The organism is Vibrio sp. 10N.286.55.E10, from assembly GCF_002872555.1.
GTDB lineage: Bacteria > Pseudomonadota > Gammaproteobacteria > Enterobacterales > Vibrionaceae > Vibrio > Vibrio crassostreae.
On sequence record NZ_MCSD01000035.1, the window covers coordinates 248,425 to 260,811 of the forward strand.

General features: G+C 45.9%; 10 protein-coding genes. All 10 read left to right on the plus strand.

Going from position 1 to position 12,387, the window contains the following annotated elements:
• Window positions 1-9 precede the first annotated feature (9 nt).
• Complete coding sequence (locus BCV39_RS17605) at window positions 10-1,194, plus strand: Xaa-Pro peptidase family protein (protein ID WP_102432476.1); 1,185 nt, start codon at window positions 10-12, stop codon at window positions 1,192-1,194.
• 207 nt (window positions 1,195-1,401) lie between these two features.
• Window positions 1,402-3,084 carry an LruC domain-containing protein gene (locus BCV39_RS17610; RefSeq protein WP_102432475.1) on the plus strand — a complete coding sequence of 561 codons (1,683 nt, stop codon included), beginning with the start codon at window positions 1,402-1,404 and terminating at the stop codon, window positions 3,082-3,084.
• 9 nt (window positions 3,085-3,093) lie between these two features.
• Entirely contained in the window at window positions 3,094-3,600 is a 507-nt protein-coding gene (locus BCV39_RS17615) for a hypothetical protein (RefSeq protein WP_102432474.1), read from the plus strand.
• 430 nt (window positions 3,601-4,030) lie between these two features.
• On the plus strand, window positions 4,031-4,633 hold the full coding sequence (betI, locus tag BCV39_RS17620; RefSeq protein WP_102432473.1) for a transcriptional regulator BetI: 603 nt from the start codon (window positions 4,031-4,033) through the stop codon (window positions 4,631-4,633).
• Between the two features lie 125 nt (window positions 4,634-4,758).
• The gene (betB, locus tag BCV39_RS17625; RefSeq protein ID WP_102432472.1) at window positions 4,759-6,219 is read left to right on the plus strand and encodes a betaine-aldehyde dehydrogenase; all 1,461 of its coding nucleotides are present in this window, start codon (window positions 4,759-4,761) and stop codon (window positions 6,217-6,219) included.
• A gap of 72 nt (window positions 6,220-6,291) precedes the next feature.
• Window positions 6,292-8,004, plus strand: coding sequence for a choline dehydrogenase (betA, locus tag BCV39_RS17630; RefSeq protein WP_102432471.1), 1,713 nt, complete (start codon window positions 6,292-6,294; stop codon window positions 8,002-8,004).
• Window positions 8,005-8,167: 163 nt separating this feature from the next.
• The gene (locus tag BCV39_RS17635) at window positions 8,168-9,139 is read left to right on the plus strand and encodes a choline ABC transporter substrate-binding protein (protein ID WP_102432470.1); all 972 of its coding nucleotides are present in this window, start codon (window positions 8,168-8,170) and stop codon (window positions 9,137-9,139) included.
• 95 nt (window positions 9,140-9,234) lie between these two features.
• Window positions 9,235-10,077 carry a choline ABC transporter permease subunit gene (choW, locus tag BCV39_RS17640; protein ID WP_102432469.1) on the plus strand — a complete coding sequence of 281 codons (843 nt, stop codon included), beginning with the start codon at window positions 9,235-9,237 and terminating at the stop codon, window positions 10,075-10,077.
• A gap of 2 nt (window positions 10,078-10,079) precedes the next feature.
• Window positions 10,080-11,294 (plus strand): choline ABC transporter ATP-binding protein, encoded by a 1,215-nt coding sequence (choV, locus tag BCV39_RS17645; RefSeq protein WP_102432468.1) that lies wholly within the window; start codon window positions 10,080-10,082, stop codon window positions 11,292-11,294.
• A gap of 360 nt (window positions 11,295-11,654) precedes the next feature.
• Window positions 11,655-12,137 carry a MarR family transcriptional regulator gene (locus BCV39_RS17650; RefSeq protein ID WP_017632044.1) on the plus strand — a complete coding sequence of 161 codons (483 nt, stop codon included), beginning with the start codon at window positions 11,655-11,657 and terminating at the stop codon, window positions 12,135-12,137.
• Window positions 12,138-12,387: the final 250 nt, after the last annotated feature.

Here is a 12,387-nt window from a genome sequence, read left to right on the forward strand (position 1 = left end):
GATAGAAATATGAGTATATTGCCGTTAACACCTCCGCAGAGAGGGGTTGAATCAGCAGAGCTAGAGCAACGTACTGTCGAGTTACAACAACGTCTACGTGCTCAAAACATCGATGCTGCATTTTTTACGACCGAACCTGAATTTCGCTATTTCAGTGGCTTCAAATCGCAGTTCTGGGAAAGCCCAACTCGACCTTGGTTTTTGGTGGTGCCTGCGGTTGGTAAGCCCATAGCGGTAGTGCCAGAGATTGGTGTCGCTGGTTTCGACGATACATGGATTGACGACGTGCGCAGTTGGCCGTCACCAAGACCAGAAGACGACGGTATCTCTTTGTTAGCTTCTTCGCTATCTGAGGTCTCCAAGGGTTCTCGTAGAATCGGTTCGATGATTGGCCCTGAAACACATTTGCGTATGCCAGCCACTAATTATGCATTGTTACAGCAGAAGTTGAGCCAACACTGTGTGGTTGATGTGTCATTGATGGTTCGAGACTTGCGTAGTGTTAAGTCTCAAGCTGAGATCGATAAAGTACGCTTTGCTTGTCAAGTGACGGCGGCGGGCTTTGAATATCTTCGTCACCGTTTAGCGATAGGCATGACAGAACGACAGGCGTGTAAAGCGATGCATTTAGAGATGTTACGTTTGGGTGCCGATGCGTGTCCTTATCTTATTTCCGCGTCCGGCCAAGGTGGGTATGACAACATCATTATGGGACCAACCGACCGTGTACTCAGTGAAGGTGACGTGTTGATCATCGATACGGGGGCTAACTTTGATGGCTACTTTAGCGACTTTGACCGTAATTATGCCTTTGGTCACGCAGCACCTGACACCATTGCGGCTTACGATGCCGTTTATCAATCGACAGAAGCGGGGCTCGCGATTGCTGAGCCGGGACGCACCACTGGAGACGTGTGGCAAGCCATGTGGTCGGTGCTCGAAAAGAACGGCGCGCTTGGCAACGATGTGGGTCGTATGGGGCATGGATTAGGCATGCAGCTAACAGAGTGGCCATCACATGTACCAAATGGTGACGTGATATTAAAACCCGGCATGGTGTTAACGTTAGAGCCCGGTATGGCATTTGCGAAGAACCGCATGATGGTGCACGAGGAGAACATCGTTATTACCGAATCTGGTTGTGAAATGTTGCACCAAAGAGCCTGGCAGTCTATGCCGATTATCGGCGAATAAACCACAGTTAGTTACTTTGTTAACCCTTCTATTCATCCCAAATTAAGACCGCTATTTGAATAGCGGTTTTTACATTCAACTTTATTCTCAAAATGAGAATTTTCAACTAGATAATCATAACCTTCTGTTAAATATAGTTTTATTTTTCGGCACTATACTTGCTCCATTCCTCTATACACGTTTAAGGCTAGTGAAAGAGGGAACAGAATGAGAAATTGGAATTCAGTCATATTGCCGAGTTGCTTGGTGCCATGTGTCGCGATGGCGTTGACAACCGCAGACCTTACATTTGAATCAGGCTCGGATGCTTCTAACTATTCTGCAAAAGGTAAACCCAATAGTACTTATTCGATCGCGGGGTCACTTCCTCAAGATGTTTTAACTAACGTCTATTCGATGTTGCCAGAAGGCACTACCGTGAACAGTGCCTTTATTGCACCTGAGCGTTATTCGAGTATTGATATTGATGATGAGTTGGACGGTGCAGAGTACGCCACAGCCACAATCACTTTCCTGAACGAAGGGGCGGGTTACCGCAACACCCTTGGCTACTTCGTTTTTGATACTGATAACCCTCCAGCAACTAAAGACGATATCAACGCACATGTCGTGGTGTTTCCTAATACGTCGGTTGCTGATGTTGGGGAAATGCAAGAAGGGGACTCTATTGATCTCAGTGTCCAACTTACGGCAGGTCAAACATTAGCCTTTTTTATCATCTCGAATGGTTGGGGCTGGGAAGGCTCTTATAACAACATCCCGTGGCTTGGTGGCTGGGGCACACCTTTCTACAGCTATCCATCACTTAACCCTGAGGCGTCAGCTGAAAATAGAAGACACAATGTTGCCTTTCTAGATACAGAGAATGAGTTTTTGGTACTTGGCTTTGAGGATATTTATCGTCCAACTGGAGACAACGACTTTAATGATCTGATTTTCACGGTCGAAGTGACGCCATTTACCGCCGTTGATGGGGTTAATGAAGATGGCACGACAGATTCCAAATATGAAGTGCTTGTTCAAGAGAATAATGAAGATGTGACCGTAACAACGGTTTACCCGAGCTCGAACAGCTACGCAACGATCGCATTCGAAGATAATTGGCCATTGAAAGGTGACTACGACTTCAATGACGTGGTGTGGCGCTACAAAGTGACAGAGCAGCTTAATGGTCAACGAGAACTCAAGAACTTGACCGTAGATTACACCCTTCAAGCAATGGGAGCGGGCTACTCAAATGGTTATGCTGTGAAGCTACCTAACGTTTTACCTGCTAACGTAGCGTCGACAACATTAACTCGTAACGGTGTTGCCGTCGGTCATACGATTTTGCAAGCAGGTGATAGTGAAACGATATTGATGGTCTCTGAGGATTTGAGAGTAGACCTAGAGAATCTTGGTGAACTATCGGAAAGCTGTGTTTTCTACCGAACCCAAAGTGCATGTTCTGGGGTACAAAACGCTGACGTGCTTAACTACCAACTGTACGTGGAATTTACTACAGCAGTATCACGTGATGACATAGGGTACCCACCTTATGACTCATTTATCTTTGGGGCTGATGGTACTTATCATGGTGACTTCGTCGCGACCCCTCCGGGTATGACGTGGCAAACTCACTTAAAAGAGTTTACAGGTACCAGTGATATGAATAACGCCTTGTTCAATAGTCATGATGACAGCTCTTCAGGCTCTGAGTCGTTCAAAACCAGTAATAATATGCCGTGGGTCATCAACATTCGAGACGAATGGGATCATCCTGTAGAACTGGTTGATATCAGTGATGCGTATACGTCATTCCCTACATGGGTAACCAGCAGCGGTGAGACCGATGGTGAATGGTACAAAGCATCGACCACGAACAAAGTTATATCAGCGACGGATGAGTAGGAGAGCACCATGAATAAGATAAGCAAATTAATTACCATGACATCCTTCTCACTCATAATAAGTGCTTGTGGCGGTGGAGGAGGTGGCGGTGGTAACACCAGTGCATCACCTGCGCAGACTCCAGCTGCGACACCAACACCGACGCCCGCTCAATTGCCTGCGTTAGTAATCCAGCCAGCAGCGATCAGTACGTCTGATATCGTGGCGCCTGTCGGTTTCTCATTTGATATTGGGGAGAAGATCAGCTTGTCGATGGATTACACGGGAACGACTTCGGGAGCGCTGCACTTGTATTCCGAGTCGGCATTTGTGATGAGTAACGGTGATGTTGTCGCTGACCCTTTATCGAGAATCACCACGGTGTACCCAACTCAAATCGATGTTGTGGAATTAGAAGTGAATGGGAACTGGGAGCAAATTTACGCTCGTTGGGTGCCGATGAGCAGCAGTGAGAAAGAGCAAAGTTGGGTGATTTCACTGGATCAGTCGAGCAATAGTTACCACTTAGCTTTTTAGTTGAACTAACCACGCTTTATTACCTCGATATTGGTGATAAAAAAATGAGAGCACCTAACTTGATAAAGGTGCTCTCGTCGTATCTGATTTTCATTCTTGCTCTCGATCAATTACGCCATCGCTTCTCCCTTCTTAACCACAAATAACGATGCCTATTCTTTGCATATCACCCATTTCGGCTCAGAAGATAAGTGGTTAAGTTTTGTTCTTATTGAGTAAAAACATTTGACCATTAACTATCACACCTCAAATCTTTAATTCTTTTCGTTAGTGCTCTAAATGATATTTAATTTATTGTTTTATAATGATTTTTGTGATTTTGAATGCTGTATTGTTACGAGTTTGTTTTAAATAATCATTTGAACCCTAACTAAATTTCTGTCATTTTATATTTAACTGAACGTTCAATAAAAAATAAAAGGACTAAGAAATGCCGAAGGTTGGGATGCCTGACATACGTAAACCACAGCTTGTTCAAGCGACCATGACGGTGATTGATCGAGTCGGTTTGCATGCCGCGAGTATTGCGTTGATCAGCAAAGAAGCGGGAGTCTCTACCGGCATCATTAATCACTATTTTGGTGGTAAGCACGGCCTGCTCGAAGAGACCATGCGTGAAATCCTTCGCCAACTCTCCAACACCATCACGACTTCACTAAAAGCGCTTCCTGTTGATGCTCACCAACAGAGAATTAACGCAATCATCGATGGTAACTTCGAAGGTTACCAAGCAGAAAATAAGGTCGCGAAGGCGTGGTTGGCATTTTGGTCATATTCAATGCATGACGAGCAGCTGAAAAGACTGCAGCGTGTGAATGAAAAACGTTTGATTTCACACTTACGTCTTGAGTTGAAAGGTATTTTGAATCATGAACAAGCGGATCTCGTTGCTCACGGGGTTGCGTCTCTGATTGATGGTTTGTGGCTGAGAGGCACACTAAACCCAGATGGTATCGATGCTCAAAAGGCGCGAGCTATCATCAATGATTATCTAGATAAACAACTTACGTTCTACTCGTGTCACAGCAAATAGATCGCAGTGGTAGCGTTAGACCTTGAGCTAGACCTAGAGCAAGAGCTAGAACGACCACTATTTACACCTAATACTCACATATAGACCAGTAGAGTCTAATAACAATAATTAAGTCAGAATCTCAAATGGAAATGAACTCGTTATACATCGATGGCGCAGCGGTTAAAGCAACCTCTGGTGAAACCTTTGATAGCATTAACCCTGCAAACGGTGAACCTATCGCGACGTTAGGCCAAGCATCTTCCGCGGATGTCGACAGCGCTATTGAATCTGCGAAGCGCGGATTTGCGGTATGGTCAGCAATGACCGCTGTGGAACGCAGCCGTATTCTTTTGAAGGCTGTGGAAATACTTAGAGCTCGAAATGATGACCTTGCAAACCTTGAGGTTGTTGATACGGGCAAGCCGCTGCAAGAAGCAATTGAAGTGGATGTGGCGTCTGGCGCTGATGTTATTGAATACTTTGCTGGCTTGGCTCCCACGCTACAAGGCGACCAACAGCCGCTGAGCGAATCTCAATTTTTCTACACACGCCGTGAACCGCTGGGCATCTGTGCTGGCATTGGCGCATGGAACTACCCAATTCAAATCGCGATGTGGAAATCAGCTCCGGCATTGGCCGCGGGTAACGCGATGATTTTCAAACCTTCAGAAGAAACGCCGCTAACGGCGCTCAAGCTTGCAGAAATCTTTACTGAAGCTGGTCTTCCTGATGGCGTGTTTAACGTGGTTCAGGGCGATTACCGTGTTGGTCAAATGCTAACGGCGCACCCAGACGTCGCGAAAGTGTCGTTCACGGGCGAAACCGGTACCGGTAAAGCGGTAATGGCAGATAGCGCTAAGACGCTGAAATCAGTCACCATGGAACTTGGCGGCAAGTCACCAATGATCGTGTTTGATGATGCGAAATTGGATGATGTGGTTTCCGCTTCGATGGTTGCTAACTTCTACACCCAAGGCGAAGTGTGCACCAACGGTACTCGTGTTTATGTACACGAAAACATCTACAACGCATTCATCGATCAACTTAAAACACGCACTGAGAAGCTGATCATTGGTAACCCAATGGACATGGAGACTCAGATCGGCGCGTTGATTTCTAAAGAACACCTGTCAAAAGTCCTTGAAGCAATTGAGCTAGCTAAGCAGTCGGGTGCAACCCTGTTGACGGGCGGCTATCAAGTGACAGACAACGGTCTCGAAAACGGCAACTTTGTTATTCCAACGGTGTTTGTGGATTGCGAAGACAACATGCCTCATGTTCAACAAGAGATCTTCGGTCCTGTAATGTCAGTGTTGAAGTTTACGGATGAAGACGATGTGATTCGCCGCGCCAACGACACCAAATACGGCCTTGCGGCTGGTGTGTTCACGCAAAACCTTTCTCGTGCGCACCGTGTTATTCATCAAATGCAGGCAGGTATTTGTTGGGTGAACACGTGGGGCGACTCACCGGCAGAAATGCCTGTTGGTGGTTACAAGCTTTCGGGGATTGGCCGTGAAAATGGACCAGAAACCCTACTTCATTATACGCAGACTAAGAGCATTCTTATTGAACTTGGCGACTACGCCAGCCCTTATGCCTAAAGCGTAACACTCAATTTTATGGGTTAGCTTAACAGAGCTAGCCCTACTGACTCATCTCAGGGAAATCAAAACATGGAACAACGCTACGATTATATTATCGTCGGCGCGGGTTCGGCCGGCTGTGTGTTAGCGGATAGGCTAACGGAAAGCGGTGAACATAGCGTTTTATTACTGGAAGCTGGTGGCACGGATAAGAGCATTTTTATCCAGATGCCAACCGCGCTTTCTTACCCAATGAATACTGAAAAGTACGCTTGGCAATTTGAAACAGAGAAAGAACCGGGTCTTGATGGACGTGAACTGCACTGCCCACGTGGCAAAGTGTTAGGCGGCAGCTCATCGATCAACGGGATGGTTTATGTTCGTGGCCACGCGTGTGATTTTGACCAATGGGAAGAAGAGGGCGCAGCGGGTTGGAACTACCAAGCATGCTTACCTTACTTCCGCCGTGCTGAATCATGGAACAAAGGCGGTGATGAATACCGTGGTGACAATGGCCCTGTCGGCACTTGTAACGGTAACGATATGGAGCTCAACCCGCTTTACCAAGCGTTCATCGATGCAGGTAAAGATGCCGGTTACCCAGAAACAAACGATTACAACGGCTACCAGCAAGAAGGATTCGGCACTATGCATATGACGGTAGACAAGGGTGTTAGAGCCTCTACCTCTAACGCTTATCTACGCCGTGCATTGAAGCGTTCAAACCTAACCTTGAAGAAGGGCATCGTGGCGCGTCGTTTCTTACTTGAAGCACAAGACTCAAATGGTCAATCGGGCTTGAAAGCGGTTGGTGTTGAGTTTGAAAAGTCAGGCAATACCCAAGTTGCGGTAGCGAACAAAGAGGTGATCTCTTCTGCGGGTTCTATTGGTTCTGTTCAACTGCTTCAGCTTTCTGGTATCGGCCCGAAAGCCGTGCTTGAAAAGGCGGGTGTTGAGCTGAAACACGAACTCAGTGGCGTCGGTGAAAACCTTCAAGATCACTTAGAAGTGTACTTCCAATATCACTGTAACGAACCCATCACGCTCAACAGCAAGCTTGGCTTGGTAAGCAAGGGCATGATTGGTGCCGAGTGGATTCTGACTCGTAAGGGCCTTGGTGCCACTAACCACTTTGAATCGTGCGCGTTCATTCGCTCTCGTAAAGGATTGAAGTGGCCAAATATTCAATATCACTTCCTACCAGCTGCGATGCGTTATGACGGCCAAGCGGCCTTTGATGGCCACGGCTTCCAAGTACACGTTGGACCTAACAAGCCAGAGAGTCGCGGTACGGTTGCGATCACCTCTGCTGATCCGCATGCCAAGCCAGAGATCATTTTCAACTACATCTCAACCGAACAAGACCGCCAAGATTGGCGCGATTGTATTCGCTTAACCCGTGAGATTTTGTCGCAACCTGCGATGGATGTTTACCGTGGTGAAGAGATTCAGCCGGGTCTAAGCATTACCTCCGATGAAGCAATCGATGAATGGGTTAAGCAGAATGTTGAAAGTGCTTATCACCCTTCTTGTGGCTGCAAAATGGGCGCTGATAACGACCCAATGGCGGTGCTTGATGAAGAGTGTCGTGTTCGCGGCATTGATAATCTGCGTGTTGTTGATTCGTCTGTATTCCCAACTATTCCAAACGGAAACTTGAACGCGCCCACCATCATGGTGGCTGAGCGTGCCTCGGATTTGATTCTGGGCAAGCCCGTTCTAAAAGAGCAAAACGTTCCGGTATGGATAGCACCGGAATGGGAAGAGACACAAAGAATCAATAAGCCAGTACGAGAAGCGTAAGCGTCTGTTATTGGGTAAAAAATAGCAAAAGTAGTAAAGAATAAAAACAACAAGTAACAAGCAAAAAATAACAAAACTAATTAGTCAAAAGTCAAAAGTCAGAAGAACTGCTCTCTATCGCGTTGATATCGAGCAGCAAAAGGAAAGATAAAAAGGAACCATTATGACGACTCTAAATATTCAGAACGTGACGACAAAAACGTTAACAGCACTAGCCATCAGCTCATTTGCATTTGGTGCTAACGCTTCAGTAGAACCACAGCAATGTGAAAACGTTCGCTTCGCTGATGTAGGCTGGACTGACATTACCGCAACAACCGCCGTTACTTCTGAACTATTAAAAGGCCTTGGTTACAAAACCAAAACCGACCTACTTTCAGTACCGGTGACTTACTCTTCAATGGCAAACGGCGACATTGATGTATTCCTAGGGAACTGGATGCCAACCATGGAAGGCGATATTGCTAAATACCGTGAAGCGGGCACCGTTGAAACTGTTCGCGCCAACCTTGAAGGTGCGAAATACACGCTAGCTGTACCTAAGTACGTGTACGACGCCGGTGTTAAAAGTTTCGCAGACCTAGCAAAACATGCCGACAAATTTAAAGACCGCATCTACGGCATCGAGCCTGGTAACGATGGTAACCGTCTAATCCAATCGATGATCGACTCTGACGCATTCGGTCTAAAAGATTTCAGCCTAGTTGAATCAAGCGAAGCCGGCATGGTGTCGCAAGTATCACGCGCAGCACGCCGTAGCCAATGGATTGTTTACCTTGGTTGGGCTCCGCACCCGATGAACAGCAATGTTGAAATGGAATATCTTTCAGGCGGTGACGACTTCTTCGGCCCTAACTACGGTGGCGCGAATGTTTACACCAACGTTCGTTCAAACTACCTGTCTGAGTGTGCAAACGTCGGTCAACTTCTACAAAACCTAGAATTCACTCTAGAGATGGAAAACCAGTTGATGGAAGAGATTCTGAACCAAAAAGTGAAGCCAGAAAAAGCGGCTCAACAATGGTTGAACAATAACCCTCAACAAGTTGAAGCTTGGTTAGACAACGTAAAAACGCATAAAGGTGAATCAGCGACTCAAGCGGTTACTGAATACCTAAAACAAGTTAAAGCTTAGTTCTACCTATCTCAACAGCTACATAAATAATAAAGGTGGGCTTACCAATTTATCGATTGGTTTGAAGTAGCCCGCCCATAATAAAAGGCAATATTGTGAATTTTATTACGGAAAACAAAATCCCTGTCGGACAATGGATGGAAGCGGGTGTTGATTGGCTAACAATCAATGCAGCAGGATTCTTTGACGCTATTTCGATTTTTCTAGAAACCGTCATTATGTTTTTAGTCGATGTATTTAAGTGGATGCCGCCTGCTCTGCCAATCGTGATTACCGCTGCGATTGCATGGTACTTACACCGTAAACTCTCGCTGGTGATCTTTGTGGTCGCGGCACTGCTGACTATTCTTAACCTCGGCTACTGGCAAGAAATGCTGGAAACCTTTGTTCTCGTCTTTGCGGCGACAACGATTTCCGTATTAATTGGCGTACCGGTTGGCATCATGGCTGCTCACCGTCCTTGGCTCTATACGATGTTGCGCCCAATTCTCGATTTAATGCAGACCGTTCCGACGTTTGTGTATTTGATTCCAACTCTGGTTCTATTTGGCTTGGGCATCGTGCCTGGCTTAATCTCGACCATTATTTTCGCGATAGCTGCTCCGATTCGTTTGACCTACTTAGGGGTAACGAAAGTCCCTGAAGAGCTGATTGAAGCGGGTAAAGCCTTTGGTGCAAGTCGCATGAAGTTACTGCTCAAAGTTGAATTACCTGCCGCTCTGCCAAGCATCATGGCCGGTGTCACCCAATGTATTATGTTGTCGCTTTCGATGGTGGTTATCGCCGCTCTTGTTGGCGCTGACGGACTTGGTAAACCTGTTGTTCGTGCATTGAACACAGTGAACATCTCACAAGGTTTTGAAGCCGGATTAGCGATTGTTTTAGTCGCAATCATCCTTGACCGCTTGTGCAAAACACCAAACCAGAAGGAAGCTTAATCATGTCTATCTCTCAGGAACAGAAGGCAATGGACGCGATTACCATCAAAAACCTTGATGTTGTGTTTGGTAACAAAGCCAATCAAGCGCTGGATCTACTCGATCAAGGTAAAACTCGCCAAGAGATCATTGATGAGACTGGCCAAGTTGTTGGCGTAGATAATGTGTCGCTGACGGTGGAAGAAGGCGAGATTTGTGTACTGATGGGTTTGTCTGGTTCTGGTAAATCATCTTTGCTTCGCGCAGTTAACGGCTTGAATGAGATCAGCCGTGGCTCATTGGCGATCAAAGATGGAGACAAGCTGGTTGATTTAGGTGAACAATGCGACGAAGCGACCTTGCGTCACCTTCGTACTCATCGCGTTTCTATGGTGTTCCAAAAGTTTGCTTTGATGCCATGGCTTAACGTATTAGACAACGTGGCATTTGGTCTTGAAATGCAGGGTGTCGCCAAAGATGTTCGTCGTGCTAAGGCGCGTGAACAATTAGAAATGGTCGGCCTAGCCGAATGGGAAACCAAATTCCCGCATGAGCTTTCTGGCGGCATGCAGCAACGTGTTGGTTTGGCACGTGCGTTTGCAATGGATACTGACATTCTATTGATGGATGAACCGTTCTCGGCGCTTGACCCATTGATTCGTGCTCAACTGCAGGATGAACTGATCACGTTGCAAAACAAACTAAACAAAACGATTCTGTTCGTGAGTCACGACCTAGATGAAGCACTGAAGATTGGTAACAACATTGCGATCATGGAGTCAGGCAAACTGATTCAACACGGTAAACCTGAAGAGATCGTTCTGACGCCGAAAACAGAATATGTGAAGGACTTCGTTGCTCACACCAATCCATTGAATGTGCTTAAAGGTCGTTCTTTGATGCAGCCTCTTGATTCGCTGACGCAAGAGAATGAAAGCTGGAAGATCTGCGATTCTAAAGACCTCTGGATTGAACAGAGTGAAGGTGCTTTATCGGTCAAAGGTGAATCTACTTTGGCGCTTGTCGAGTGGAGCGAGTCAGATGACTTAGCGGCGATCAGCGCGTCGAGTGTCGTGGTCACAAGCCCTGAAATTGGCATGCGTGATGCGATTAAGCTCAAGCAGATAAGTAACCATCCGATTTTGCTGGTTGAAGACAATCAATTGGTTGGGATCTTGGATAACAGCGAGTTCTACAACGCGCTGACAGGTAATTTTCAACTAAACAGTGCTGCTTAGTCTTTTGAACTAAAATAGTCAGATATCGAAACATTTAATAGGTAGTGGGGCCATCACAATCTCCCTACCTATTTGACTGCTCTGCTTTTTTATTTGTTAACGACTTCTGGCTTTTTGTTACCTTGTTAGCCGATATAAGAGCGAAAATCGTGACTCATTGAGCAAAAGTGTTGCCCTGCGCAAATTCAGAGGCATAGAAAAGATTGAGAATAGTATGAACATCAGTACAATGCGGAAAAATTAATGACGTAATTTATCATTTACAGTGTAATTTGAGCGGTCCTGACTCCGATTTCATGAGAGTTCTTCGCTTCGACACTGTAAAACCACTCACAGTATATTAGTACAAAGGTCTGCATCTTGGACAAACATGACGAAATCCTAGTCGCTATTCGACAAATTATTCGCGCTATCGATTTACACTCGAAAAAGCTGAGTAAAGAGTATGGTTTGACTGGCCCTCAATTAATTCTAATGAGAGCAATCCAAGAAATGGGTAATGTGACGATCAAAGAATTGTCGAATCACACCAATGTAAGCCAAGCCACAACCACGACGATCATCGATCGCCTAGAGTTGAATGGTTACGTACAACGTATCCGTAGTGTTGCAGACCGTCGTAAAGTGCATGCGAACTTGACGGAAAAAGGCCAAGAGCTGCTAAACAATGCGCCACCGCCGCTGCAAGATAACTTCGTTAAAAAATTCCAAAACCTAGAACCGTGGGAGCAGAGCCTACTGCTTTCCTCGATGCAACGCGTATCATCAATGATGAACGCAGAAGACATCGACGCAGCCCCAGTTCTACAGCTTGAAGGCATTGCCAACGTTGCCAAGAGCTAGTCAGGAAGATTATTTAATTGTTTTAAAACAATAAATTAGAATAATATTTAGTGGTCGCTTTAAGCGGCCATTTTTGATCTTGTAGCCTCTATCCCTTTGACTATTTCAGTCCAAACTGTCTTCCAATTACTCCTTTCGATTTTAAATTCCCAAGCTTTCTGATTTTTAATTTGTTTAACGTTTATTCACTTATTTCATAAACGCTTTGACGATTCTCTGACAAAATAACACTAGACCGACCGGTTTGTTG

Coding starts and splice junctions, on each gene's coding strand:
- BCV39_RS17605 (WP_102432476.1), top strand. CDS start 10: ATGAGTATATTGCCGTTAACACCTCCGCAGAGAGGGGTTGAATCAGCA.
- BCV39_RS17610 (WP_102432475.1), top strand. CDS start 1,402: ATGAGAAATTGGAATTCAGTCATATTGCCGAGTTGCTTGGTGCCATGT.
- BCV39_RS17615 (WP_102432474.1), top strand. CDS start 3,094: ATGAATAAGATAAGCAAATTAATTACCATGACATCCTTCTCACTCATA.
- betI (WP_102432473.1), top strand. CDS start 4,031: ATGCCGAAGGTTGGGATGCCTGACATACGTAAACCACAGCTTGTTCAA.
- betB (WP_102432472.1), top strand. CDS start 4,759: ATGGAAATGAACTCGTTATACATCGATGGCGCAGCGGTTAAAGCAACC.
- betA (WP_102432471.1), top strand. CDS start 6,292: ATGGAACAACGCTACGATTATATTATCGTCGGCGCGGGTTCGGCCGGC.
- BCV39_RS17635 (WP_102432470.1), top strand. CDS start 8,168: ATGACGACTCTAAATATTCAGAACGTGACGACAAAAACGTTAACAGCA.
- choV (WP_102432468.1), top strand. CDS start 10,080: ATGTCTATCTCTCAGGAACAGAAGGCAATGGACGCGATTACCATCAAA.